Genomic DNA, 24,085 nt, shown 5'->3' with positions numbered 1-24,085 from the left:
AGCGCCTATATTTAGTTGATAAGTTTTTCCAAAAATTCCGTGCCGCAGAACAGTCAGTATGTAATCCCCAGCGGCTCTCTCGAGTCCTCTAGAATAAAAACTTCTCTCGAGACGGTGATTGAATTCGGGGTAGCCGCTTCCTGCCCCATTACCTTCACTAGCTGCAAAAACGCATGCGAGAAAAATCCAGAATCGCGAGTTCCGGTAGCGTCCCATCAAAATCGGCCCAGCCCAAATGAATTATTGTCGCCATAGTCGACAATAACCGGAACCGGACGGGTTTGCCGCTCCAACCACTCGTGGAATGCATCGTTACTATTAGTCAAGTCAATACAGCCCTTAGAACCGGGATAGCGGCCACCATGTATGTACATTTGAGTGCGACCTTCTGCGTTATGCCGAAATGGCACAAGATGCGTTCTTTGATTTCCCCACGCGATTCGTGATCCCCAGCCGCCGATTTTAGGCAAGCCCTTGAGAAAACTCCACCGATTGATCGCACTCGGATCAACCGTATACATACCCTCGGGTGTTGGTCCATAATCCTCTATGTTCATGTCATCAGAGCATTGGCACGACTGGGATTTTCCGGAAACAGCAGGATAACTTGCGACTGGACGGCCACTGCCGTCAAAAGTACTCAGTGTTGTGCCATTGAAGGAAACACTCTGTTCTCCCCTCGGATCAACTTACCGCCCCGGGTTCTGCAACACGTACCCATACACAGACGCCCCTTCCACCAGTCCCAGCGGATCGGCCTGAATATACCTCCCGGTGGTCGGATCGTACTCGCGCATCCAGTTCTGGTGCAAACCGCTCTCAGACTGGAACCACTGACCCGGAAAGCGCAGCTCGATGTTTGGACCTGTCGATACTTGCACACCGCCGAAGGGCAGATACATCGCCTCCCACACCTTCGCGCCGGTGCTGTCGGTGGCAAAGACGGGCCGCCCGATGTGGTCGGTGCGGATAAAATACATCTGCCCGCCCTCGATCACCGCGACAGCGACACCATCCATCCAGATATATTCGCGCAGCAGGGTGGAGGTGCTGGTGGCCGGATCAAACAGATATTCGGCAATCTGGTTGCCATTGGCGCACTACTTGGAGAGGATCACCATCTAAAACGTGTGGTGTTGCAACTAACTGGCTGCGTCAATTATCTTGTTTAGCCGCGCGCCAACATCTTTCATAAATTGTGTGGAACCGGGTCGGACGGCGTCTTCGAGGAATTCGCGCGCCTCATCGTAGCGTTCCAGTTTGATGCAGGCGGCTGCAGCATACATGCTGGCTTGTTTGGATTGGGATGACCGCCCAATCCTTTTTCGTTTACACTCAATCAGGCTTTCATAGCTTGCATAACGTTCGAACGCTTTCGGAATAACACGCTCAAGCTTTAAAGCGAACTCAAGAAATGCCGCCTCGCTAGCTGCACCTTTAGGTAGGAATAGGTTGTCAGGCACACCGACCCAGACGCCATTGTCATCAAAATCAAATAGACTGGATTCAAAATGAGCTCCAAGTATCCCATTCGGCACAGGTATCGGGTTGGCCTCAGTGAAACCGGCCTGCCTACTCCATCCCATCAGATCATCGACTGCGCGAGAGAAGAAACCAATATCAACTTCAAAATAGTACAACCCCTCATCGCCAAACTTACTCGACCTCGTTTCAACGACAATCAGCCAGTCCTCGTCTTTTTCCAGGCACCACAAGCCACCATGCTTCTCAAAGCCCTGACGTTTAAGGACGGGATATATGTGCTTTCTAATTTGCGGAGACAGTGACATCAGTAGTAAATTATCCTAGTATTACCTAAACCCTATTTCTTATATAGTTCCTGCTTTGCTCTTCCGGCCGCTCGGCGTATTTGGTTTAAGATCAATATTGTTGCCTCTGGGAGACCTTGCGTCAGGTCGGACCCTACTTCCACTTCCAGGAACGGTCTGATCAGCTCTCCAGCCAAGTTTATGTTTTCTTATCCAGTCTGTTAACGCGTTATGCGCGGCTTTTCCAACATCCCTGCTATTTGCCCCAGCTGCTCGTGCCGCGTCTGCGGCCTCGCGGATTGCAGTGCCGGGCCCGCGAGAAACGACAGGAGCCACAGCACCCGCGCCACCCTTTACTACTGACCCAATTGCCTTTCCAACGCTACCGAACGCAGCACCTAGGAGAGCGTCGGTAGCGGCCTCGTCCCAAGTGTAACACCCATCGCCCCAAATTTGATCAATAGTGTAACCCGTAACAACACCAGCCACTGCCCCTCCGACCACAGCAACGCAGTATGGGCATTGTCCGGTAAAGTCGGAGTAGACACCCGGGTTCTGCCTTGCATATCCATACACACTCGCCCCATCCACCAGCCCCAACGGGTCCGCCTGAATATACCGCCCGGTCGCTGGATCGTACTCGCGCATCCAGTTCTGGATTAAAGTGCCGTCGCTCTAAAGATGATTTGCGAATTGCGCGGCATAATGCAGAATGCCTATTCAAGGGGGACCATATGCTGTCAGTCAATGCCAACGCGGTAACGTATTTTGTCGACCGTCATCTGGACGAAGGGCGCGCCGACAAAAGCGCGTATCTGGAGGCTGAGACAGGCCGGTCGCTGAGCTATGGCGAAATGGCACAAGGGGCCGCTAAGGTTGCAGGCGCATTGACCCAGGCCGGGATTCGACCAGAGGAACGCGCAGCGATGCTGGTGCTTGATCAGATAGAATTTCCGCAGGTGTTCTGGGGCGCGATAAAGGCCGGGGTGGTTCCTGTGCCGCTAAACACTTTGCTGGCCACACCGGTTTATGACGTAATCCTCCGCGATTGCCGGGCCGCCATTCTATTTGTTTCCGCCCCGCTCTGGGAGGTGATTGCACCCGCTCTGACAGATAATCCTTATCTGCGGCATGTCGTTGTGATTGGCGATGCCGCGCCGGGTGGCACAGAGTATGAGGACTTTCTGAAAGGTGCTGCGCCACAAGCCACGCTGCCGGTCAGTGCGGATGAGGTGGCATTCTGGCTCTATTCGTCTGGGTCAACCGGGCAACCAAAAGGTGTGGCGCATGTTCATTCCGCGCTCAGGGCCACCGCTGATACCTATGGCGCACAGGTCTTGCAGATTGCCGAAGATGACCTTGTCTTGTCCGCCGCCAAGTTCTTTTTCGCCTACGGTCTGGGCAATGAAATGACATTCCCCCTGTCTGTCGGTGCAACCTCTGTCCTGTTCACAGGCAGACCGACGCCGCAGGGCATGATCGATACGATTACGGCACATCAGCCGACGATCTTTTGCGGCGTGCCGACGCTTTATGCCGCCATGGTGGCACAGATGGACAAAACGGGTGCCCCGGATGTACCACTTCGGACGTGCATTTCCGCAGGTGAAGCCTTGCCCGAAGACATTGGCAAACGGTGGGAAGCGCACATGGGTGTGGGCATCATGGACGGCGTCGGGTCAACTGAGATGCTGCATATTTTCCTAAGCAACGCGCCGGGGAACATCGTTTATGGCACGTCCGGCATTGCGGTGCCGGGGTATGAGTTGCGGCTGGTGGATGAGGCAGGCGCAGAGGTGAGCGTGGGTGAATTGGGTGAGTTGCTGGTCAACGGCCATTCAGCCGCCACAGGCTATTGGAACCAGCGCGACAAAAGCCGGGGCACGTTTGAGGGCGTCTGGACGCGGACTGGTGACAAATACGAACGCCGCGCAGACGGGCGCTATATCTATTGCGGGCGGACAGACGACATGTTCAAGGCCTCGGGCATCTGGGTGTCCCCTTTTGAAGTCGAAGGTGCGTTGATCAGCCATCCGCAGGTCTTGGAAGCCGCAGTTGTCGCCGCTCAGGATGAAAACGGGTTGGACAAACCCAAAGCTTTTGTGGTGCTGCAATCGGGTGAGGCAAATGACGCATTGCTGGCCGAGTTGAAGACCCATGTCCAAACCCAGGTCGGCAAATGGAAATATCCCCGCTGGATTGAAGTGGTCGAAGACCTGCCCAAAACGGCAACAGGTAAAATTCAACGGTTCAAGCTCAGGGGCGACGGGACATGACAGCCGCCTGGACAAATGAGCCGGACGCACGGCTTATCGCGGGTGGAAAAACGCTCGAATATGCCTGCTGGGGGCCGCCACCTGACAAAGCGATGACGCTGGTGCTGTTGCACGAGGGATTGGGTTCTGTGGCCCTTTGGCGCGACTTACCGAAACGTTTGGTTGCTGCAACGGGTCTTGGGGTTCTGGCGTATTCGCGGGGCGGGTATGGTGCATCTGAGACTACCGATTTACCGCGCCCGCTTGACTATCAGACCCACGAGGCGACAGAGGTTCTGGGGGACGTTCTGGATGGGCTGGGTGTGCAGCAGACGATCCTGATCGGGCATTCCGATGGGGGCACCATCGCTGCGATTTATGCGGGGTCGGTATCGGACATGCGGGTGCGGGGGTTGATCCTGATCGCGCCCCATTTCTTTACCGAACCGACCGGATTGGCCACAATTGCGGCCGCCGGAAGATCCTATCAGACCGGGGACCTCAAGACGCGATTGGCACCATATCACGCGAACCCTGATGTGGCTTTCTGGGGCTGGCACGATGCGTGGACCGACCCGGACTTTGCCGACTGGAATGTGGCCGATGTCATTGACCATTGGCGCATCCCGGTGCTGGCCGTTCAGGGTCGCGATGACCCTTATGGCACATTGGCCCAGATTGATGAGATCGACACGCGGATCTATTCCCCGTTCGAGGCGCTTGTTCTGGACAACTGTGGGCATGCCCCGCACCTTGAATATCCAGCCGAAACAGACGCTGCGATCGCTGAGTTTTGCGCCCGCCTGAGACGAATTGAGCAGGCAGATGTGCGCGTTGGCTGATCTGCCGCATGGGATCGCCGTGCCAACGCACGCCTATGTCCCCGGCGTGAATGCGCGCCATCCCGAAGATTGGTTTGATCAGATCAAACAGACTGTGACGCCCAACATTCCGGCCGCGCAATTGCACCATACGACAGCCTGGACAACAGGCCTTGCGTATCTGAACGCCGGATATTTCTGGGAATGCCATGAGGTGCTTGAGGCCGTTTGGATGCAGACGCAAGACGGCACGGCGGAACGCGATATGGTGCAGGCATTGATTCAACTGGCGAATGCGCGGCTAAAGCTGCGGATGGACCGCCCACAAGCAGCATGGCGTTTGTGCAATATGGTGCAGGCGCATCTGGCCCGCTGCCCGAATGACCGTGCGATTCTGGGGCTGACTGTGGGGGACGCGCAGGCATGGGTCAGAGAGACTGAAATTCGCATTGAGCGGTAAAGTTTGCGATATAGTGCAAATATTGGGTGAAATATCTAAGATTGCCCACCTGTTCGCCCGGATTAAATGAATTATAATACATCACACCCAGCCTCACCCGCCAAAGGACGTGCCATGACCAAGATCATCGACTTTCAGACCGACCCATCCAAGTATCGGCATTGGAAAGTGACGTATGACGGCCCGGTTGCCAATCTTTTCATGGATGTGGACGAAAAGGGGGGTCTGTTTGATGGCTATGACCTGAAGCTGAACAGCTATGACCTTGGCGTCGATATCGAACTGGCCGATGTGGTGCAGCGGATGAGGTTTGAACACCCCGAGGTGAAGGTGGTGGTGATGCAATCAGCCAAGGACAAGGTGTTTTGCGCGGGGGCCAATATCCGCATGCTGGGCGGCGCTGCTCATGCGCATAAGGTCAATTTTTGCAAATTTACCAATGAAACCCGCAACACCTATGAGGCAGCTTTGGCCGATTCCGGTCAGAATTATATTTGCGCAATCAAAGGGGCCTGCGCGGGCGGTGGTTATGAACTGGCGCTGGCGTGCAATCACCTGATGCTGACAGATGACAGCACGTCATCCGTGGCCCTGCCTGAAGTGCCCTTGCTGGCGGTTTTGCCGGGCACAGGTGGGCTGACCCGCGTGACCGACAAGCGCAAGGTGCGGCGGGATCTGGCGGATGTGTTTTGTTCCATCGAAGAAGGTGTGAAAGGCAAGCGTGCGGTCGACTGGCGGCTGGTGGATGAGGTCATCCCCAACTCGAAATTTGACGAAACGGTTGTTGCGCGGGCCAAGGAGATGGCGGCGGCATCGGACAAGACGGATGTCAGCGCGGGCATAGAACTGAGCCCGCTTCAGCGGAATTTCACGAAGGATGGCGTGATCTATTCATCTGTCGAAGTCACGCTGCACCCTGATGCCCGGCGTGCCACAGTGATGATCAAAGGGCCGGGCGAGGACGCGCCTGACGATATGGATATGTTCATGGCTCAGGGTGCCGACGCGTGGCTGTTGCGGGCCGCGCGGGAACTGGACGATGCGATCCTGCATTTGCGCAACAACGAAAAAGAACTGGGCCTGATCGAATTTCAGACACAGGGCGACCCGGAACTTGTGATCGCGCATGAGGCTTTGTTGCTGAATAATGCGGATCATTGGTTGGCCAATGAGTTGGTCCAGTATTGGAAGCGGGTCATGAAGCGGGTCGATATGACATCGCGCAGCCTTGTCGCGATTGTGGAGCATGGGTCGTGTTTTGCGGGACCTTTGGCAGAGTTGCTGTGGGCCGCTGACCGCAGCTATATGATGCTGGACGAATTTGATGGGGATAACCGCCCACTAGCCGCCGTAACGCTGAGCGATGGCAACTTTGGCAGCTATCCCATGGGCAATGATCTGACCCGGTTGGAAACACGCTTTTTGGGAACGCCTGAACAGGTTGAAAAGCTCAAAAGCAGTATTGGCGAGGCGTTGGAAGCGGAGGATGCAGAAGCGCTTGGCCTTGTCACCTATGCCTTCGATGACATTGACTGGGAAGATGAGGTGCGTCTGTTTATGGAGGAGCGCGCCAGCTTTAGCCCTGATGCAATGACGGGGATGGAAGCGAACCTGCGCTTTGCCGGGCCAGAAACGATGGAAACCCGGATTTTCGGCCGATTGACCGCGTGGCAGAACTGGATTTTTCAACGCCCCAATGCGGTTGGTGATGAAGGCGCATTGCAGCGTTATGGCACCGGTGTGCGCGGTAAATACAACATGGAACGTGTGTGAATTGAAAGGTGAGGGGGCGATGCGCCTGCCTTGCGAGGGAAATAGTGAGGGGGGTGCATTGCCCGCCCGTGCTTGAGGAGAGATGAAATGCTGGACCTGATCAACGTAAGCTACGACACGCAAATCCCGAACAATGTGGGGCTGAGTGAAGACAAGAAAGTGCTGAAAGCGCTGGAAAAGTGGCACCCCGGTTACATTAACTGGTGGAACGATCTGATCCCGCAGAACTTTCAGGAAAGCATGGTTTATCTGCGCACCGCTGTGAGTGTGGACCCAAAAGGCTGGGCCAAGTTTGATTACGTCAAGATGCCCGAATACCGTTGGGGCGTTTTGCTGGCCCCGGCTGTGGAGGACCGCAAGATACCCATGGGCGAACATGTCGGCGAGACCGCCTGGCAAGAAGTGCCGGGCGAATACCGCAACATGCTCAAGCGTCTGATTGTCATTCAAGGGGATACCGAACCGGGGTCGGTTGAGCAGCAGCGTTTTCTGGGGCTGACCGCGCCGTCGCTTTATGATCTGCGCAACCTGTTTCAGGTGAACGTCGAAGAAGGCCGGCACCTTTGGGCGATGGTTTATCTGCTGCAGAAATACTTTGGCCGTGATGGCCGCGAAGAGGCGAATGATCTGTTGGTGCGGTCGTCCGGCTCTGAAGAAGCGCCGCGCATGTTGGGTGCTTTCAATGAGGAAACGCCGGATTGGTTGAGCTTTTTCATGTTCACCTATTTCACGGACCGCGATGGCAAGATGCAGTTGGAAAGCCTTGCGCAGTCCGGCTTTGACCCGCTGTCGCGCACCTGCCGCTTTATGTTGACCGAAGAAGCACACCACATGTTTGTAGGCGAAACCGGTGTGGGCCGGACCATTCAGGCCACGGTTGAAGCGATGAACAAGGCGGGAATTACCGACCCTTACGATATTGGCAAAATCCGCGATTTGGGGGTGATCGACCTGCCCACGATCCAGAAAAAGTTGAACCTGCATTATACGCTTTCGCTTGACCTGTTTGGCCAAGAGGTCAGCACCAATGCCGCCAACGCGTTTAATGCTGGCATCAAAGGCCGGTATATGGAGCATCGCATTGACGATGATCACAAGCTGCAAAATGACACGTACGCGGTGACCTCGATTGTCGACGGGACAATTTTGACCGAGGATGTCCCAGCGCTTACTGCGGTCAATATGCGTCTTCGCGACGACTATGTGCGTGATGCGGCGGGCGGTGTGGGGCGTTGGAACAAGCAGATCGCCAAGGCGGGTATCGAATATGAACTGAAACTGCCCCACGAAGGGTTTCACCGCCAGATCGGCGTGTTCAGCACCGTGGCTGTCGATCCGGACGGCAACGTGATCTCTGCTGAGGACTGGCAAAAACGCCGGAACGAGTGGTTGCCAACCAAGGCCGATGGTGACTTTATCCAATCGCTGATGGTGCCTTGCTTTGAGGCTGGCCAATACGCGTCATGGATTGCGGCACCCAAGGTAGGGATTGATAACAAACCCGGCGATTTTGAGTATGTGAAACTGCACATGGCTTGAACCGCGCGGTGGGGCCAAACCCCACCTGACCGAAATTCTGAAAGGTGGGGTTTGATCCCACCTGCGCACACGAAGGGCCTGTGATGAACAAACCCGTCAAACAACATCTGATCGACCCGGAAATCTGTATTCGGTGCTACACCTGCGAGAACACCTGTCCCATTCAGGCGATTGAGCATGACGATAACAACGTCGTGGTCAACGCGGATATCTGTAACTTTTGTATGGATTGCATTCCGGTATGCCCCACCGGGTCAATCGACGAATGGCGGGTGGTTGAGACGCCTTATACGCTCGAACAGCAATACGAGATGGAGGAGTTGCCGGAACAAGAGGACATTGAAACGGTCACCACAGATCAGGCGGCCGACCCCATCGAAGAACTCTTGGCCGAAGCGCATAAGGGCGCAGGTGGCAAGGCGCGCGCTCCTGCAAATGCGGGCAAACCAACGGTCAACATGTACAATCTGAGCAGGCCTGCCAAGATGACCGTTCAGGGCAATTATGCCCTGACCGATGATCCTGATCATGATGTTCGCCATATCATCCTTGACCCGGGCGGATTGCCGTTTCCGGTGCTTGAGGGCCAGTCGGTCGGGATCATTCCACCGGGTGTTGATGGGGATGGCAACGCGCATCTGCCGCGGCTTTATTCCGTATCCAGCCCGCGTGATGGCGAGCGGCCCGGCTATCACAATATTTCCCTGACGGTAAAGCGTGAGGGCAAAGGGCTGGCGTCGAACTATCTTTGTGATCTGGAACAGGGTTCCACTGTGGATGTGACGGGGCCGTTCGGCGCGACGTTTCTGATGCCCAGCCAATCTGATGCGCATCTGCTGTTGATCTGTACGGGCACCGGGTCGGCCCCGATGCGTGCCTTTACCATGCAGCGCCAGCGCAGTGGGGCAACGGGTGGCATGACCATGTTCTTTGGTGCCCGCACGCCCAAAAGCCTGCCCTATTTTGGACCCCTCAAGAAGGTTCCTGAAAGTGTGCTGAAACAGCATCTGGTGTTCAGCCGTCTGCCCGATCAGGATAAGGAATATGTGCAGGATCGGATCGTGACGGAGCAGGAGTCTGTTGCCGAATTGTTAGGTGATCCGCGCACTTATATTTACATCTGCGGCCTGCGCGGGATGGAAGACGGGGTGGAACGTGCCATGACCTCAATCGCGCAAAGCATGGGCATTCAGTGGACCGCCCTGCGCGACACGATGCGCGAAGAGGGCCGGTATCATGTGGAAACGTATTAAATGAGCAAAGAACCATTCGTGCACCAGATCAATGTGACATGGGGTGACTGTGATCCTGCGCGCATTGTTTATACGGGGCGCTTGCCTGCCTTCGCTTTGGAAGCGATCAATGCCTGGTGGGAGGCGCATTTTGACGGTGATGGTTGGTTCCAGCTTGAGCTTGACCGCAACATCGGAACGCCGTTTGTGAACCTGAATATGGATTTCCTCAGCCCTGTCACGCCGCGACACATATTGATGTGCGAGACGTATCCAACGCGGCTTGGCAATAAATCCATCACCTTTGGGATGAAGGCGCGTCAGGATGGTGTACTGTGTTTCGAGGGCAGTTTTACATGCGTATTTACCATTGCAGATCAATTCAAAAGCCAATCCGCGCCTGACGCGCTGCGCCGTGTGATCGAACCCTTGGTTCGTGCGGAATAGTGCAACTTTTGCGCAAATTGCGGTTGTCGGGCGCATTTTGCACGTTAGACTTGCAGTATTGTTCCTGAATTGGACGCCATGCCTGTTACAGATCCATCCTATGACCCCGGCGCCGACTTGATCGCACAGCTTGCGATGCGTGTTGCAGAGGCGCGCAAGGCGCGTGGCATGCCCCGGCGTGTGCTGTCAGAACTGTCCGGTGTCTCACCCCGCTATCTCGCGCAGTTGGAAGCGGGGGAAGGCAATATTTCGATTTTGCTTTTGCAACGGGTCGCGGCGGCGCTTGATCTTAAGGTGGGTGCGCTGCTGGCTGAGGACGTGCCGCTGGACCACGACGCGCAGCGGGTTGTCGCGCTTTTTCGCCAGGCCCCTTTGGACGTACAACAAAAGGTTCGCAGTCTGTTGGCCCCACAGAACCCGGATGTGATGCGGGCAGGACGGATATGTCTGGTCGGTCTGCGCGGGGCTGGCAAATCAACCCTTGGCAAGCTGGCGGGTGAAGCGCTGAACATTCCGTTTGTGGAGTTGAACAAAGACATCGAGGCGGAAACCGACATGCCGCTGGCTGAGGTGATGGCGCTTTATGGTCAAGACGGATACCGCGAGATGGAGGCCGAGGCGTTGGAACGGGTCAGCGCCCGGCATGACCGGGTGATTTTGGCCGTTGCAGGGGGCATTGTGGCGGAGCCTGCGACCTATGCGCGCCTGTTGGAGCGGTTTCATACGGTGTGGGTCAAGACCAGCCCGCCAGAGCATATGCAGCGGGTGCGCGCTCAGGGGGATGTGCGACCGATGCAAGGCAATCCGGCGGCAATGACCCAGTTGAATGAATTGCTCAAACTGCGCACGCCGCTTTACAACAAAGCCGAGGCACAGGTGAACACATCGAACCGGGCGGTGCGGTCATCGCTCAATGATCTGCTGACACTCATCGCCAAGCGGCGGTTCCTTGATCCTGTATGACTGAGGCGGATGCGGTCGCGGCGCTGCAGGATGCCTTTTGGCGGGCTGCGGAACATCTGCTTTTGCACCACACAAACCCATGGGAGTTGGACGAGGCGCTGACCGCATGGGGATATTCGATGGGTCCTTGCGAAGCACAGGATCTATTGGGACTTGATCGCGTGTTGGCGCGCCGTCCGGAACCCAATGGCCCCATACTGCGGCGTATGGTTGCGGAAGGGCGGATGGGCAAGATCGGCGGTGTCGGATATTATCGGTATCCCGGTGGCGGGGGCGCTGTCATTGATCCGCTGATCGAAGATTTGATCCGTGAAGAGGCGTGGTTTGCCAAGGTAAATCGGGTTGAGATCAGTGATGCGGCGTTGGTTTCGACGATGAACGCGGCGTTGCGCAGTGCATTGGCCGAGAATAATGCCGATCCGTCGCTTTTGGCAAAAGCCGTCAATCCTCCCCAAGGCTGGCAGGTCTAACCACATGATATTGCATAAAAAAAGGGCCGCGACTGGCGCAGCCCCTTCTCAAGTATTTCCCCGTATCAGGCGGTCCAGGCCATCCGTGCAGGATGGTATTCAAAGCCGATGTGGTGCTCTGCACCAACCAGACCAACTTTGGTGTGGTTGTACAGTGAACGCCAGTATGGCTGGATTATAACACCATCGTCCTGCATCATTTTCTGACCGATAGCCATCAGTTCGCGGCGGGCATCGACGTCAGCTGTTGCAAGTGCCTTTTCCAGATTGGCATCGAATTCAGGGCTGGAGTACGCCGCTTCGTTCCATGCTTCACCGGTTTTATAGGCAAGTGCCCAGATCTGAACGCCCAGAGGACGCGCGTTCCAGTTGGTGGACGAGAACGGGTACTTGACCCAATCGTTCCAGAACGTGGAGCCGGGCAAGATTGTCCGCTTTACCTTGATGCCTGCATCACGCAACTGGGCTGCAACAGCGTCAGTTGTATCTTTGCGCCATGCATCGTCGATCGAGAACAACTCGTGCTCGTAATCGCCCATGCCTGCTTCGTCCATCAGCGCCTTGGCTGCTGCTGGATCGACTGTGCGGGCTGGAATTTCAGCAAACTCAGGGTGCATTGGCCCAACGTGGTGGTTGTCGGCAACCAAGCCGCGGCCGGCGTAGCCCAATTCAAGCAGAACAGAGTTGTCGACAGCCATGGCAATTGCCTGACGCACCCGCTTGTCAGCGTACGGTTTGACGCCGTCGACTTCGGCCTCCTGGTTTGGACGGATAACAATCGTCGCAGCAGTGGCGATGGTGTTTTCGTTCCAGCCGTCCAGCGTGCTCATGATGTCGATGTATTCACCTTCCATGGAATAGAAAGCGTCCACTTCTTCGGCTTCGGCGGCGGCGATCCATGCAGATGGGTCTGTCCCGTAGTCGATGTACTCCAGACGGTCGATGTATGGGCCGCCATAGACTTCGGTGCCCCACCATGTGTGATCGGCGTTCTTCACCATCACAGCTTTCACGCCAACCTCAAGCGACTCGGGCAAGTAAGGGCCGGTGCCGATAGGATTGTCGAGCATTGTGTCTGCGTTGAAGCCTTCGGGCACGATTGCCGCTGGGTAGTCTGCCATGCCGGGGATCAATGTGATGTCTGGACGTGGCAACATCAGCTTGACGGTGTGATCGTCCACAACGGAAATCGATCCTTCAATGGCTTTGCCGGTTGCTTCGTCTATCAATGTGGCGAAACGGCCCGCCATGGAATTGCCTTCGAGGGACTTGTCACACCAGCCTTCGATGTTGCGGGCAACATCAGCAGCAGTGAAATCGGTGCCATTGTTCCACTTGACGCCCTTGCGAACGTTCAACGTGTATTCAGTGGCGTCGTCGTTGATTTCCCAGCTTTCCAGCAGCGCGGGTGAGAACGTACCATCGTTCTCCCAAATCGCCAGATATTCCAGCCAGCCGCGTGAGAAGTTTGCGATCTGCGACCAGTCATAGGTGCGTGGATCCTTGAGAGCGCGTACTTCTTGCTGCATGCGGACGGTGCCGCCTTCCTGGTGGCCGGCAGCCATGGCTGGTCTGGCCATTCCGATCATGGAATATGCAGTTGCGGCGGTCGCACCAAAGGCACTGGCCAATGCCAGAAACTCGCGACGGTTCACCGGATCTTTTTTCGCGCTCTCAGCAGAATCCAAAATGGCCTGCGGAAGCGGCTTGCCGGTCCGTGTCAAAAAACTCATGGTCTTCCTCTCTGTTGTCGTTGGCAGCGTTTTTTTGCTGTCATGGAAATCGCCGTCATGTGGCGTCAGGTGATGCAGTTGATCTGCTTTTATCAGCGTCCCTTGTGGGTGCTGCGCGATACTCAGACACTGTGTTGCATGCGTCAAGCCCATCGCACAGAGTTGAATACCGCTTTGCCGGGTCCAGCGATGGAAAGCCTGCACAGCGGTTGATATATACAAACGCGACAAGGTCAGTGATCGTTCCCGCCGCTGCTGTTGGAACGGACCTTGGATGGGCTGGCAGCGCCATCTGAGCGCGGTTGAATGTCGCTCTGAGGATAGTCGCCCGGAATTAGGGGTCAACTAGTTTCGAGACGCACCCGTGAAACGGCCATGTTTAGCTGGTCCATCAGCAGGCGAAGCAGAATTTCAAATACAAAAGATTAATTTCCTGCGGGTGGGGCAAAAACAGAAATGATCGCGATTTTTGGGCCGACGCGAATCTCTATGCGTCCAGCAACCTGGCTGTCTTTAAACACCCGTCGTTTGGCCTATGCGTTTTGGGCCGCCTCACCGATCAGGTCTTGCAGGACGTTCAAATCAGCAATTTCGTTGGCGAGGATCAGGACGAGGCGGGCGTTCAAGGCGTGGCTCTGCGCCTCGCTGAGGCCATCATGCGCCGCCATCAGGCAGTTGTAAAAGGCATCGCCATTGTCGCCAAGTTTATCATCAAGGGCCATTATTGAATTCCTCTGGCTTGGGTGTATGCGGCGGTGACAGCCGCGGCATCGGGCCGGTCAAATACTGCGCAAATGTGGCCATCCGGGCGTATCAGATAGATGTGGTTGCGTCCGTAACGTCGGGTTGCATGGCCTTCGACGTCTTCAAAACACGGGTATGCGGCACGGCTGTTGATCCCGATACAAGCGTTCCCCGGAATGGTCGGAAGTGTGACTTCGCCAAACCCAAGCAGTGTAAATTGACCTTGCGCCTCGGCAATCAACCAGGTGTCGCCGTTCGGACCTTTGATGGGTGCATCAATCAGCGCCTCGCCGGGCTGGACCGGCGCAGTTCCGGGGGTCTGCAATGACATGCCCGCCAACGAGCAGGGCTGAGACAAACGGCCGGAATTGATCAACCTGCGCGCAAAGGGATGGGTGGTGGCAAGGTTCAACACCTGATCCCGAAACAGCGCCTCGATCGGGGATTTCGGGGTCATGAAATTGGTGGCGCGCGATGAATGCAGGATGTTTTCAGCAGAGCCGTGGGTGCGTTCTTCGTTGTAGGTTTCGATCAGGGTGGCAGGTGCGTCACCGTGCAATACAGCGGCCAGTTTCCAGCCCAGATTGTCCAAATCCTGAATGCCACCGTTGCCACCGCGTGCGCCAAAGGGGCTGACCACATGGGCGCTGTCCCCGACAAAGAGGACGCGATTGTGCACAAAGCGATCCAGCCTGGCGCAGCGGAATTTATAGACGCTCATCCAGTCAAGGCGGAAGGGTTTGTCGCCCAGCATCGCCTTGAGGCGGGGGGTCACCTTTTCCTCGGTCGCTTCGGTCTTTGGGTCGGTGTCTGGGCCAAGCTGCAAGTCGATACGATAGATGTTGTCGGGCTGTTTATGCAGCAGTGCTGACTGGCCAGGGTGGAAGGGCGGTGCAAACCAGAACCAGCGTTCGGGAGTGTCGTGATCGCCGAAGGGAGACTGTTCCATCTCGACGTCGACGATCAGAAAATGTTCCTCAAACGTCTGGCCTTCAAACGGCAGGTTCATGCGGTTGCGGGTGGGCGAGCCTGCGCCGTCGCAGGCGATGTACCAATCGGCGTCCAGCGAATAGGGGCCATCGGGTGTTTCTATCTTCAGGCTCACGTGGGTGTCGTGATCGGTGTGGCCGATAACCTCGTTCAGGAACCGCAGATCGATTAGGTCTGGAAATTCCTGAGCCCTTTCAATGAGATACTGTTCGACATAATATTGTTGCAGGTTGATAAAGGCGGGATATTTATGGCCCGGTTCGGGCAGCAGATCGAAGTTGTAAACTTCGTCCTTGCCAAAGAAGTTTCGGCCCACTTTCCATGTGACGCCTTTTTCCAGCATCCGGTCACCGACACCCAGGCGATCAAAGATTTCCAAGGTGCGTTTTGCCCAGCAGATCGCGCGGGAACCTACCGACACCACGTTGTTATCGTCCAATACCACCGACTTGACCCCCCGCAGCGCAAGGTCGACGGCCATCGCGAGGCCAATCGGGCCAGCGCCGACGATGGCCACCGGATGGCGGGGTTCCGGGGCGCTCAGACCGGGGGGAGCGGTGTAGGGAAAGGGGGAATAGTCGTAGGCCATGGTGTACTCCGATTTTCGTGTCGGCATTACGTCGGTATCGCGGGAGTGGCGGTTGGCGTCCAACGGGCCAATCGCCAATCTCCTTTCACCCCTGCAATGCCGCCCACATGTCCAGATCGCGCTGCGCGGTCCAGATGCGCGGCGTGTCGATGCCGCGGGCTTCGTCGTAGGCGCGGGCGACGTTGAAGGGCAGGCAGTGTTCGTAGATCGCGTAGTCCGCAAATTTTGGGTCACAGGCGGCGCGCACGGCGTCCCATGCTTCTTTCAATGTGCCGCCTCGGGCCGCGACGCGGACGGCGGGGGCGTAGGTGCTGCTGACAAAATCGCGGGTGCTGTCGATGGCACGGGCAACGGCATCTTTGCCGATGAGCGCCCCCCCGCGGCCGGGGGCGATGGCATCGACATCAAAGCTCGCGATGTTGTCGAGGGTATTGCCCCAGTCGATGAAATGTCCGTCACCGCAGTAACAAGCGGAGTGATCCTCGACGATGTCGCCGGTGAACATCACGTTTTCGTCCGGTACATGGATGACAATGTCGCCCGCTGTATGGGCGCGTCCAAGGTGCATCAGGTCGACACGGCGGTTGCCGAGATAGATTGTCATGCTGTCAGAGAATGTGGTGGTCGGGTAGGTCAGGCCGGGGATGGATTCGTGCCCTTCGAAAAGACGCGGGAAGCGCTGGAATTCGCTGTCCCAGTCTTCCTGCCCCCGTTCTACCACCATGGCACGGGCGGTGTCGCCCATGATGATCTGATCGGCACCGTAGGCAGACGCCCCCAAGACCCGCACGGCGTGATAATGGGTCAGCACCACATGGCTGATTGGTTTGTCGGTGATGGAACGGACTTTGTCGATGACCTTGTTCGCCAGACGCGGGGTTGCCTGTGCTTCGACGATCATCACGCTGTCATCGCCGATGATCACACCCGAATTGGGGTCGCCTTCGGCGGTGAATGCCCAGAGGTCGCGGCCAATCTCGTCAAAGGTGATGGTTTTTTCCGTCATGTCGCCCTGGGATGCAAAGGCTTTGGCCATCGTATTTCCTTTCGAGGTCGGTTTGCGGTCAGACCGCAGGATGTGTGTATTTGAAGAACAATGAAATCTACGGGTACTTAATGGCCGGTAGGATTTTCCCGGCGCAGGCACCAAAGCCGATCCGGTACCCTTCGCCCGATGCGTGACCGGTCAGGATCATTGTGTCGCCGTCTTCGATGAAGCTGCGGGTAGAGCCATCGGACAGGGTGATCGGTTCCTTGCCGCCCCAGCTGAGTTCCAGCAGGCTGCCGCGCTGTGACTTCTCAGGGCCTGAAATGGTGCCGGAGCCCAAAAGGTCGCCTGCATTCATGGCGCAGCCAGAGGAGGCGTGGTGGGTCAGTTGCTGGGCGGCGGAATAGTACATCTCGTTGTAGTTGGTGCGTGCGATGACTTCTTGTGCGCCGCCGTCCGGTTCGATGATGACGCTGAGGTCGATGTCATAGAGCATCGGACCGGGTTCCTGGAGATAAGGCAGCAGGTCTTTTTCACGCTCGGGCGTTGAAGTGCGGAAGGGTTCGAGGGCCGCGCGGGTGACGATCCAGGGGCTGATCGAGGTGGCAAAAGCCTTGGCCTGAAAGGGGCCGAGCGGCTGATATTCCCAGGCCTGAATGTCACGTGCCGACCAGTCGTTGAGCAGGACATAGCCAAAGATCATCTCGTCCGCCTGCGCCACGCTGATGGGTTGGCCCATGTCCGTGGATGTGCCAACAATCGCGCCCATTTCGAGTTCAATATCGAGGCGTTTGCAGGGGCCAAAGCTGGGGTTTTCAGCATCTGGCGCTTTGGTCTGACCATTGGGGCGGGTGATGTCGGTGCCGGAGACCACAACTGTGCTGGCACGGCCGTTATAGCCGATGGGAATGTGCAGCCAGTTTGGCGGAAGTGCGTTTTCAGCCCCCCGGAACATCGTGCCGACGTTGGTGGCGTGGTGGCGTCCTGCGTAGAAATCGGTGTATTCGCTGACGACCAGAGGCATGTGCAGGCGGGCGTCTGCCATCGGGATCAGGTGTGGGGCGACGCGCGCCTGATCGGGGCTGTCCGAGCTTAAGAGGTCGGTCAGGCGGTCGCGCAGGGTGGCCCATGTGTCTGGACCGAGGTCCATCACATCGTTCCAATAGGGCACGTCGAACACCGGTTCGAAGTGCAGCAGGATCAGGTCTTCTTCCTCCATCGCAGCCATGTCGAGGATCATATCGCCGATGGCGACCCCGCAGCGGGGTTCGAGAGAGTTTGTCGAAAACACGCCGTACGGCAGGTTGTTGAGGGGGAAATCAGAAGACGCTGAATTAGCGCTTTCTACCCAGGAAGTGATCAGTGTCATGTGTGTTCCTATGTGAGGGGCAGGCGATACGCCTACCTTACAAAAGCTGCAGGCCCGCTGCACCCCAGTCTGCAAGAAAACTAATCGCCACCACCCGCGTCGCCGCCACCCGCGTCACCGCCCCCAGCAAGGGGGGGGTCGATGATGGTGCTGGCGTCCTCGAATTTATTCTTCAACTTATCAGGGTTGGACGTATCGAGGTCGCGGCCCCAAAGTTGGGTCGCGATCGCAATAAGCCCAAACAAGCCAAAACCGATTAGGACTGCCAGGACATTCGTACTCATTTCTTGCCCGGCGTACCGTCGAATTTCTTTTCGATGTCTTCCCAGCAGTCGATGTAATCATCCTGTAATGGGGCCTCTTTGGCGGCGAATTCGGTCAGGTGTTGCGGAAACCGGGTTTCGAACATGAAGGACATGGTATTGTCGAGCTTTTCGGCCTTGAGGTCCGCGTTTGACGCACCGTCAAACGCATTCTTGTCAGGTCCATGGGGCAGCATCATGTTGTGCAGGGACAGGCCGCCGGGAACGAAACCCTTGGGCTTGGCATCGTATTGGCCATAAATATTGCCCATCATCTCTGACATGACATTCTTGTGGTACCATGGCGGGCGGAAAGTATCTTCGGCCACCATCCAGCGTTCGCGGAACAGAACAAAGTCGATGTTGGCGGTGCCGGGGACGCCAGAGGCGGCGGTCAGGACGGTAAAGATCGACGGGTCGGGGTGGTCAAACAGGATCGAGCCGACCGGGCAATAGGTGCGCAGGTCGTATTTGACCGGGCAGTAATTGCCGTGCCAAGCGACCACATCCAATGGCGAGTGGCCGATCTTGGTTTCGTGGAACTGGCCGCACCATTTGATGGTGACGGTGGAGGGGACCTCGCGGTCTTCAAACGCCGCCACCGGCGTTTTGAAATCGCGGCGGTTTGCCATGCAGTTGGCTCCGATGGGGCCGCGGCCCGGCAGCTCAAACTTCTGACCGTAGTTTTCGCAGACAAATCCGCGTGCCGGCCCGCTGATGACTTCGACGCGGTAGAGCAGGCCACGGGGGATAATTGCGATTTCCTTGGGTTCAAGGTCGATGACGCCCAGTTCGGTGCAGAAGCGTAGGCGGCCTTCTTGAGGGACCACCAGCAATTCGGAATCAGCGGAGTAGAAATAGCTGTCCACCATGCTGTCGGTGACCAGATAGATGTGGCTGGCCATGCCGACCTGAGTGTTCACGTCACCGGCTGTGGTCATCGTACGCATGCCGGTTAGCCATGTCAGGGGCGTGTCGGAATGGGGTACCGGATCCCAGCGGTATTGGCCCAGCGATATCACATCCTGTGGGATGTGGGGCGCTGATTTCCAATAGGGCAGATTGACCTTTTCATAGCGGTGCGAATGTTTCACCGAAGGGCGGATGCGGTAGCACCAGGTGCGTTCGTTCTGATGGCTGGGGGCGGTGAAGGCGGTGCCGCTCAATTGTTCGCCGTAAAGGCCGTAATTGCATTTTTGTGGTGAGTTCATGCCTTGCGGCAATGCACCGGGAAGGGCTTCGGTTTCGAAATCATTGCCGAAACCTGGCATATATCCGGGATGTATGCCCATTGGCGTTGCCGCATGGGTCAGGTCATTCGGTGTGGTCTGGTGGTTCATGAGGTGCCCCCTTGCAGAATCTGCCCCATCCGTAATAGTTGTTTTTGTAACTAACAAGCGGTGCTGCGATGAAAAACATTGAATTCGAACTGGAGCATTTCCTGCCTTATCTGCTTACTCAGGCAGCCGAGACCAGTTCGATTGCGTTTCAGCAGGTGTATAAGGATCGTTATGGGATGTTGCGCACCGAATGGCGGGTGTTGTTTCATCTGGGGCTTTATGGAAGCATGACGGCCAGTGAAATTGGTGCGCGTGCCAAAACCCACAAGACCAAGATCAGCCGCGCGGTTCATGGATTGGTATCGCGCCGTTTCGTCAGCCGCGAACGGGACGAAAACGACCGGCGGGTGGAGCATCTGACCCTGACGGCATCGGGGCAGGCGGCGTACGTTGAACTGCGCGGGATTGCGGAAAAGTATGAGGCCGCATTGATGACGTCGCTGACGGCGGAAGAGAGCAAGGTCTTGCGCCGGGCGCTGGTCAAATTGGCTGAAATGGAAACTGTCCGCTTTACTTGAACGCGCAGAACGGTCACCGATGTTTTCATGACGGACCAGACCAAAGGCCTTTTGATCACATTTTTCGGTGTCCTTTTTGTGGTGCCGGATTCGCTGTTTGTGCGTTTGATTGATGCGGACGCATGGACCATCGCGTTTTGGCGGCTGCTTTTGGCGGGTGGGGGGACGGCACTTTATCTGTTGGCCACGTCTGGAACCGCACCTTTCAGGGATATGCTGGCGACGGGACGGTTTGGCCTGATCTATATGTTGGGCGTCGGCAGCAGCGGTGTCTTGTTTGTGTTGGCGGTCAGCCTGACTTCAGTGGCCAATGTGGTCTTCATCATTGCGTCACTGCCGGTCTTTGCCGCTGTGTTCAGCCGCATTTTTCTGGCCGAACCGTTCAGTCAACGCACTTTGCTTACCATCGCCGCCGTGGTCCCGGGGTTGGCGGTGATCGCCTATGGGTCGGGTGAAACGGCGGGCGCGAGCCTGTCTGGGGACCTGTTGGCATTTGCGTTGTCGGCGATGTTTGCCGCCGCTTTGACGGCGGCGCGGCATGTGCGCGGCACGTCGATGGTACCGGGTGTCGCAATGGGATATCTGATTGCGGCGCTGGTGGTCTGGCCTTTTGCAGCGCCGTTGTCGGTGCCGGTATCACAGGTGACTTTTGTTCTGGGGCATGGCGGGTTCATCCTGATCTCTTCGGTGCTGCTGGCGCTGGGGCCAAGATACATCACGTCGGCAGAGGTTGGATTGCTGGTGCTGTTGGAATCGGTACTGGCCCCTTTGCTGGCATGGCTGGTGATTGGGGAAAACCCGGGCGGCTATGCCTTGATCGGGGGCGGGATTGTGATGGGGGCACTGACAGTGTCGAACCTGGTGGTGTTGCGGCGGCAGAGAGTTTTGACCACCCAAGGGTAGATTTAAGCCCCGAAATCCCACGCACAAGAAACACGTTTCCTTTATTGGGCGGCGACCACGTAAACGGCGTAGCCGAACAGCATCAGTGCACCCACTGAGCGACCGATCTGCGGACGGGTCAGCAACAGACCAACCAGTCCTAACGAAACAGCAATCATGACAGGCAGATCGAAAGTTAGGAACCGTGCTGCAACCGGAATTGGTGTGATAAGGGCAGTGGCACCCAGAATACCCAGCACGTTAAAAATGTTGGACCCGATGACATTTCCAATTGCGATATCTGACTCGCGGCGAAATGCCGCGATAAGCGACGTAGCAAGCTCTGGGAGTGACGTCCCGACCGCGACGATCGTGAGCCCGATAAATGCCTCGGACACGCCAAAACCACGTGCGACGGATGCGGCACCGTCGACCAGAAACTGCGCTCCAAACAACAACGCCGACAGGCCGAATGCGACCCAGAGCAATGATATAGTAATTGACGATTGTCCCGCTGGGTTTTCATCAACAATTGTGTCTTGTCGCGACTTCAGGAACGTCCAAACCAAATAGAATACCAGCCCGCCCACCAGCAGCAGACCACTTGTTCGACCGATTTCGCCCAACGCGAATAGCGGCACCAATAGTAATGCCGATACGATCATGAATGCCGTGTCGCGCCGCAACGTGGCGACAGCAACCTTGATCGGCCACACCACGGACGTCACGCCCACAATCAGCAAAATATTCGCGATGTTTGATCCAATAATGTTGCCAACTGCGATGTCAGGAATGCCTTTCAGAGCGGCCTGTACTGACACCAGAAGTTCGGGTGTTGAGGTTCCGAAACCAACGACAGTCAACCCGATGATCAGCGGCGAAATCGACATCCGTCGCGCAATGCTGACGCTGCCTCGAACGAGCGCTTCACCGCCAAAAAACAAACCGACGAGGCCGATCATGATATACAGGTAGTCCAAGAAAGACCTCCAACGGGCAATGCGCCACGCTCTAGCTGCATATCGGCGTTGAACCCCTATGCAACAAGGAGGTCATGAGAATAAAGTTCAGGGAAATGAAGCCGCTGGCACGAAAGGTGCGAAAGCCCCTTTTGCCTTGCAAAGCCGTGCTTCAGGGACGCTCAGAAATCAGCGGTCACACCCGGCAAATTCAGGGCCTTTATCATATCGCGCAGTTCCTGACGGGCGGCGACATTTGAGATGTTGAGCTGTTTGACGCCAATGTCCTTGAGGTCCAGCAGGGTCAGGCCTCGGGGGAACAGCTCGCGGAAGATGACGCGTTCGTTAAAGCCCGGTGCGACGCGGAAACCGATGCGTCTGCTGAGGTTCTGGATCGCGCGCTCCATCTTTTCCTTGTTCACCATGCGCTGGGCACCCATGCGGTTGCGCACGACAACCCAGTCAATGGGCGAAAGCCCGGCCTGGGCGCGCAGCTGCCGTGCGTTCCACACCATTTCAGAGTAAACAGACGGCCCAGTGATCTTGTCGCCTGAGGCATCGGTATGGGCCAGCAGATCAAAGTCGATAAAGCTGTCGTTGAGCGGTGTGATCAGCGTGTCGGCCAGCGAATGCGCGACCTGGCTGAGCCGGGTGTGTGAACCGGGACAGTCGATCAGGATAAAGTCGTTGTAAGGTTCAAGCGATGTTACCGCCACACTGAGCCGGTGATCGTACATGTTTTCGCCGGGGCGCAAACTGCTTGGCTCAACCTCGGGCAGTTCGCACAGGGCCGGACTGACCAGATCAAGGTTGGCTTGTTTTACGAATGCGAGACGGTTTTCGACATAGCGGCCGAAGGTGCGCTGGCGCAGGTCCAGATCAAGGCCGCTGACCTTGTGGCCCATCCGCGCGAGGGCTGTGGCCAAATGCATGGACACTGTGGATTTGCCCGCCCCACCTTTTTCGTTTCCGACGACGATAATATGCGCCATGCCCATGTCCCTCTGTTCCCTGCGGTTTGTGCAGGTGATTGTTGTGCGACACTATATGTGGTGTAACTGCATTTGGGAAGATGCAGCAGAGTGTGTGGCTGTGATAATTCGTGTGACTGTGGTTTGTTTGGCAAAAGTTGAGCGAATTTGCGCTGTCCCGGCACCTCGGAATTAGCAAAGAAAAATGGCGCAGCCTAAGGCCGCGCCATTATTATTGCAAAGGCAGATGGTATCAGAAACCAAGGCCTGCATATTTGTTTTTGAACTTCGACACGCGGCCGCCGGTGTCCATCAGACGGCTGGAGCCGCCGGTCCACGCGGGGTGCACGGATGGGTCGATGTCAAGCGACAGCTGGTCGCCCTCTTTTCCCCATGTCGATTTCATTTCCACAATTGTGCCGTCGGTCATTTTGACGTTGATTGTGTGATATTCGGGATGTGTATCGGCTTTCATCGCTCTTATCCTTTCGCGTCAGACTTGGGTTTCTTGTAGTGCGCATTCTCAACGATACGTGCTGATTTACCACGGCGCGAACGCAGGTAATACAGTTTCGCGCGACGCACACGACCACGGCGGACCACGGTGATTTCGTCGATGTTTGTTGAATGCAGCGGGAATACACGTTCCACGCCTTCACCAAAGCTGATTTTGCGGACGGTGAACGACCCGGCAATGCCATGGCCGTTGTTACGGGCGATGCAGACACCTTCGTAGTTCTGCACACGGGTGCGGGTGCCTTCGGTTACTTTAAAACCGACACGGACGGTATCGCCCGCACGAAAATCTGGGATGTTTTTGCCCAGTTCGGCGATTTGTTCCGCCTCAATCTCTGCGATCAGGTTCATCTGACGCGTCTCCTATGATGCTCGTGGTGTTCCACGAAGTTATTGCGCGATCCAAGAGCTTCGGTCTGTGTTTCGGGACTGCACCTTAGTGGCCCACCGGAGGT

The 24,085-nt window shown here is 56.5% G+C and carries 26 protein-coding genes; 11 read left to right on the top strand and 15 right to left on the bottom strand.

The window, feature by feature from the left end; all coding sequences use genetic code 11:
• Positions 1 to 215: 215 nt before the first annotated feature.
• The 4 genes from C1J02_RS21335 to C1J02_RS21330 all read right to left on the bottom strand — a co-directional run bounded on the left by C1J02_RS21335 (position 216) and on the right by C1J02_RS21330 (position 2,429).
• Entirely contained in the window at positions 216 to 644 is a 429-nt protein-coding gene (locus C1J02_RS21335) for a L,D-transpeptidase (protein WP_114879955.1), read from the bottom strand.
• Positions 645 to 689: 45 nt separating this feature from the next.
• Positions 690 to 1,019: an RHS repeat domain-containing protein gene (locus tag C1J02_RS18930; protein WP_114879954.1), complete on the bottom strand. Its 330-nt coding sequence runs from the start codon at positions 1,017 to 1,019 to the stop codon at positions 690 to 692.
• A 123-nt stretch (positions 1,020 to 1,142) separates the two neighbouring features.
• Positions 1,143 to 1,790 (bottom strand): hypothetical protein, encoded by a 648-nt coding sequence (locus C1J02_RS18925; protein WP_114879953.1) that lies wholly within the window; start codon positions 1,788 to 1,790, stop codon positions 1,143 to 1,145.
• Positions 1,791 to 1,829: 39 nt separating this feature from the next.
• A complete protein-coding gene (locus tag C1J02_RS21330; protein WP_368073790.1) occupies positions 1,830 to 2,429 on the bottom strand; it encodes an RHS repeat-associated core domain-containing protein in 600 nt (199 codons plus the stop codon).
• 74 nt (positions 2,430 to 2,503) lie between these two features.
• Between C1J02_RS21330 and C1J02_RS18915 the strand changes: the two genes are divergently transcribed.
• The 9 genes from C1J02_RS18915 (at position 2,504) to C1J02_RS18875 (ending at position 11,729) form a co-directional block, all read left to right on the top strand.
• Positions 2,504 to 4,045 carry a benzoate-CoA ligase family protein gene (locus tag C1J02_RS18915; protein ID WP_114879951.1) on the top strand — a complete coding sequence of 514 codons (1,542 nt, stop codon included), beginning with the start codon at positions 2,504 to 2,506 and terminating at the stop codon, positions 4,043 to 4,045.
• Entirely contained in the window at positions 4,042 to 4,866 is an 825-nt protein-coding gene (locus tag C1J02_RS18910) for an alpha/beta fold hydrolase (RefSeq protein ID WP_114879950.1), read from the top strand. The genes C1J02_RS18915 and C1J02_RS18910 overlap by 4 nt, the downstream gene beginning before the upstream one ends.
• Entirely contained in the window at positions 4,850 to 5,305 is a 456-nt protein-coding gene (locus tag C1J02_RS18905) for a DUF309 domain-containing protein (protein ID WP_254693160.1), read from the top strand. The genes C1J02_RS18910 and C1J02_RS18905 overlap by 17 nt, the downstream gene beginning before the upstream one ends.
• Positions 5,306 to 5,419: 114 nt before the next feature.
• Positions 5,420 to 7,078 (top strand): 2,3-epoxybenzoyl-CoA dihydrolase, encoded by a 1,659-nt coding sequence (gene boxC / locus C1J02_RS18900; protein ID WP_114880718.1) that lies wholly within the window; start codon positions 5,420 to 5,422, stop codon positions 7,076 to 7,078.
• A gap of 87 nt (positions 7,079 to 7,165) precedes the next feature.
• Positions 7,166 to 8,617: a benzoyl-CoA 2,3-epoxidase subunit BoxB gene (gene boxB, locus C1J02_RS18895; RefSeq protein ID WP_114879949.1), complete on the top strand. Its 1,452-nt coding sequence runs from the start codon at positions 7,166 to 7,168 to the stop codon at positions 8,615 to 8,617.
• 83 nt (positions 8,618 to 8,700) lie between these two features.
• A complete protein-coding gene (gene boxA / locus C1J02_RS18890; protein WP_114879948.1) occupies positions 8,701 to 9,870 on the top strand; it encodes a benzoyl-CoA 2,3-epoxidase subunit BoxA in 1,170 nt (389 codons plus the stop codon).
• A complete protein-coding gene (locus C1J02_RS18885) occupies positions 9,871 to 10,296 on the top strand; it encodes a thioesterase family protein (protein WP_114879947.1) in 426 nt (141 codons plus the stop codon).
• Positions 10,297 to 10,374: 78 nt separating this feature from the next.
• Positions 10,375 to 11,259: a helix-turn-helix transcriptional regulator gene (locus C1J02_RS18880; protein WP_114879946.1), complete on the top strand. Its 885-nt coding sequence runs from the start codon at positions 10,375 to 10,377 to the stop codon at positions 11,257 to 11,259.
• Positions 11,256 to 11,729, top strand: coding sequence for a 3-hydroxyacyl-CoA dehydrogenase family protein (locus tag C1J02_RS18875; RefSeq protein WP_114879945.1), 474 nt, complete (start codon positions 11,256 to 11,258; stop codon positions 11,727 to 11,729). The genes C1J02_RS18880 and C1J02_RS18875 overlap by 4 nt, the downstream gene beginning before the upstream one ends.
• A gap of 65 nt (positions 11,730 to 11,794) precedes the next feature.
• Here the strand turns inward: C1J02_RS18875 and C1J02_RS18870 are convergent, their stop codons facing one another.
• From C1J02_RS18870 to hmgA, 7 genes are all read right to left on the bottom strand, one after another.
• The gene (locus C1J02_RS18870) at positions 11,795 to 13,462 is read right to left on the bottom strand and encodes an ABC transporter substrate-binding protein (protein WP_114880717.1); all 1,668 of its coding nucleotides are present in this window, start codon (positions 13,460 to 13,462) and stop codon (positions 11,795 to 11,797) included.
• Positions 13,463 to 13,995: 533 nt separating this feature from the next.
• The gene (locus tag C1J02_RS18865; protein ID WP_114879944.1) at positions 13,996 to 14,184 is read right to left on the bottom strand and encodes a DUF2783 domain-containing protein; all 189 of its coding nucleotides are present in this window, start codon (positions 14,182 to 14,184) and stop codon (positions 13,996 to 13,998) included.
• Positions 14,184 to 15,785 (bottom strand): FAD-dependent oxidoreductase, encoded by a 1,602-nt coding sequence (locus tag C1J02_RS18860; RefSeq protein ID WP_114879943.1) that lies wholly within the window; start codon positions 15,783 to 15,785, stop codon positions 14,184 to 14,186. The genes C1J02_RS18865 and C1J02_RS18860 overlap by 1 nt, the downstream gene beginning before the upstream one ends.
• 85 nt (positions 15,786 to 15,870) lie before the next feature.
• Positions 15,871 to 16,821, bottom strand: a complete 951-nt coding sequence (locus C1J02_RS18855; protein ID WP_114879942.1) for an MBL fold metallo-hydrolase — start codon at positions 16,819 to 16,821, stop codon at positions 15,871 to 15,873.
• Between the two features lie 67 nt (positions 16,822 to 16,888).
• Positions 16,889 to 18,142 (bottom strand): fumarylacetoacetase, encoded by a 1,254-nt coding sequence (gene fahA, locus C1J02_RS18850; RefSeq protein WP_114879941.1) that lies wholly within the window; start codon positions 18,140 to 18,142, stop codon positions 16,889 to 16,891.
• An 80-nt stretch (positions 18,143 to 18,222) separates the two neighbouring features.
• Entirely contained in the window at positions 18,223 to 18,426 is a 204-nt protein-coding gene (locus tag C1J02_RS18845; protein ID WP_114879940.1) for a hypothetical protein, read from the bottom strand.
• A complete protein-coding gene (gene hmgA, locus C1J02_RS18840; protein WP_114879939.1) occupies positions 18,423 to 19,784 on the bottom strand; it encodes a homogentisate 1,2-dioxygenase in 1,362 nt (453 codons plus the stop codon). The genes C1J02_RS18845 and hmgA overlap by 4 nt, the downstream gene beginning before the upstream one ends.
• A gap of 68 nt (positions 19,785 to 19,852) precedes the next feature.
• Here hmgA and C1J02_RS18835 point away from each other — a divergent pair, with 68 nt between their 5' ends.
• Positions 19,853 to 20,302, top strand: coding sequence for a MarR family winged helix-turn-helix transcriptional regulator (locus C1J02_RS18835; RefSeq protein ID WP_114879938.1), 450 nt, complete (start codon positions 19,853 to 19,855; stop codon positions 20,300 to 20,302).
• A 27-nt stretch (positions 20,303 to 20,329) separates the two neighbouring features.
• Positions 20,330 to 21,205: a DMT family transporter gene (locus C1J02_RS18830; protein ID WP_114879937.1), complete on the top strand. Its 876-nt coding sequence runs from the start codon at positions 20,330 to 20,332 to the stop codon at positions 21,203 to 21,205.
• A 41-nt stretch (positions 21,206 to 21,246) separates the two neighbouring features.
• Here C1J02_RS18830 and C1J02_RS18825 read toward each other — a convergent pair whose 3' ends face one another.
• From C1J02_RS18825 to rplS, 4 genes are all read right to left on the bottom strand, one after another.
• Entirely contained in the window at positions 21,247 to 22,164 is a 918-nt protein-coding gene (locus C1J02_RS18825) for a calcium/sodium antiporter (protein WP_114879936.1), read from the bottom strand.
• A gap of 161 nt (positions 22,165 to 22,325) precedes the next feature.
• On the bottom strand, positions 22,326 to 23,135 hold the full coding sequence (locus C1J02_RS18820; protein ID WP_114880716.1) for a division plane positioning ATPase MipZ: 810 nt from the start codon (positions 23,133 to 23,135) through the stop codon (positions 22,326 to 22,328).
• 232 nt (positions 23,136 to 23,367) lie between these two features.
• Complete coding sequence (gene rpmE, locus C1J02_RS18815) at positions 23,368 to 23,589, bottom strand: 50S ribosomal protein L31 (protein ID WP_114879935.1); 222 nt, start codon at positions 23,587 to 23,589, stop codon at positions 23,368 to 23,370.
• Positions 23,590 to 23,594: 5 nt separating this feature from the next.
• Positions 23,595 to 23,981 carry a 50S ribosomal protein L19 gene (rplS, locus tag C1J02_RS18810; protein ID WP_114879934.1) on the bottom strand — a complete coding sequence of 129 codons (387 nt, stop codon included), beginning with the start codon at positions 23,979 to 23,981 and terminating at the stop codon, positions 23,595 to 23,597.
• Positions 23,982 to 24,085: the final 104 nt, after the last annotated feature.

Origin of the sequence: Sulfitobacter sp. SK011, assembly GCF_003352065.1 — a bacterium.
GTDB lineage: Bacteria > Pseudomonadota > Alphaproteobacteria > Rhodobacterales > Rhodobacteraceae > Sulfitobacter.
This window is presented reverse-complemented; position numbering and strand designations above follow the sequence as displayed.

What these genes read in the sequence shown, in the direction of transcription:
- C1J02_RS18910 (WP_114879950.1), top strand. Translation starts at nt 4,042, where the DNA reads ATGACAGCCGCCTGGACAAATGAGCCGGACGCACGGCTTATCGCGGGT.
- fahA (WP_114879941.1), bottom strand. Translation starts at nt 18,142, where the DNA reads ATGACACTGATCACTTCCTGGGTAGAAAGCGCTAATTCAGCGTCTTCT.
- C1J02_RS18905 (WP_254693160.1), top strand. Translation starts at nt 4,850, where the DNA reads ATGTGCGCGTTGGCTGATCTGCCGCATGGGATCGCCGTGCCAACGCAC.
- C1J02_RS18835 (WP_114879938.1), top strand. Translation starts at nt 19,853, where the DNA reads ATGAAAAACATTGAATTCGAACTGGAGCATTTCCTGCCTTATCTGCTT.
- rpmE (WP_114879935.1), bottom strand. Translation starts at nt 23,589, where the DNA reads ATGAAAGCCGATACACATCCCGAATATCACACAATCAACGTCAAAATG.
- C1J02_RS18925 (WP_114879953.1), bottom strand. Translation starts at nt 1,790, where the DNA reads ATGTCACTGTCTCCGCAAATTAGAAAGCACATATATCCCGTCCTTAAA.
- boxB (WP_114879949.1), top strand. Translation starts at nt 7,166, where the DNA reads ATGCTGGACCTGATCAACGTAAGCTACGACACGCAAATCCCGAACAAT.
- C1J02_RS18865 (WP_114879944.1), bottom strand. Translation starts at nt 14,184, where the DNA reads ATGGCCCTTGATGATAAACTTGGCGACAATGGCGATGCCTTTTACAAC.
- C1J02_RS18845 (WP_114879940.1), bottom strand. Translation starts at nt 18,426, where the DNA reads ATGAGTACGAATGTCCTGGCAGTCCTAATCGGTTTTGGCTTGTTTGGG.
- hmgA (WP_114879939.1), bottom strand. Translation starts at nt 19,784, where the DNA reads ATGAACCACCAGACCACACCGAATGACCTGACCCATGCGGCAACGCCA.
- C1J02_RS18880 (WP_114879946.1), top strand. Translation starts at nt 10,375, where the DNA reads ATGCCTGTTACAGATCCATCCTATGACCCCGGCGCCGACTTGATCGCA.
- C1J02_RS18855 (WP_114879942.1), bottom strand. Translation starts at nt 16,821, where the DNA reads ATGGCCAAAGCCTTTGCATCCCAGGGCGACATGACGGAAAAAACCATC.
- C1J02_RS18820 (WP_114880716.1), bottom strand. Translation starts at nt 23,135, where the DNA reads ATGGCGCATATTATCGTCGTCGGAAACGAAAAAGGTGGGGCGGGCAAA.
- boxA (WP_114879948.1), top strand. Translation starts at nt 8,701, where the DNA reads ATGAACAAACCCGTCAAACAACATCTGATCGACCCGGAAATCTGTATT.
- C1J02_RS18915 (WP_114879951.1), top strand. Translation starts at nt 2,504, where the DNA reads ATGCTGTCAGTCAATGCCAACGCGGTAACGTATTTTGTCGACCGTCAT.
- rplS (WP_114879934.1), bottom strand. Translation starts at nt 23,981, where the DNA reads ATGAACCTGATCGCAGAGATTGAGGCGGAACAAATCGCCGAACTGGGC.
- boxC (WP_114880718.1), top strand. Translation starts at nt 5,420, where the DNA reads ATGACCAAGATCATCGACTTTCAGACCGACCCATCCAAGTATCGGCAT.
- C1J02_RS18930 (WP_114879954.1), bottom strand. Translation starts at nt 1,019, where the DNA reads ATGGATGGTGTCGCTGTCGCGGTGATCGAGGGCGGGCAGATGTATTTT.
- C1J02_RS18875 (WP_114879945.1), top strand. Translation starts at nt 11,256, where the DNA reads ATGACTGAGGCGGATGCGGTCGCGGCGCTGCAGGATGCCTTTTGGCGG.
- C1J02_RS18885 (WP_114879947.1), top strand. Translation starts at nt 9,871, where the DNA reads ATGAGCAAAGAACCATTCGTGCACCAGATCAATGTGACATGGGGTGAC.
- C1J02_RS18870 (WP_114880717.1), bottom strand. Translation starts at nt 13,462, where the DNA reads ATGAGTTTTTTGACACGGACCGGCAAGCCGCTTCCGCAGGCCATTTTG.
- C1J02_RS18860 (WP_114879943.1), bottom strand. Translation starts at nt 15,785, where the DNA reads ATGGCCTACGACTATTCCCCCTTTCCCTACACCGCTCCCCCCGGTCTG.
- C1J02_RS18830 (WP_114879937.1), top strand. Translation starts at nt 20,330, where the DNA reads ATGACGGACCAGACCAAAGGCCTTTTGATCACATTTTTCGGTGTCCTT.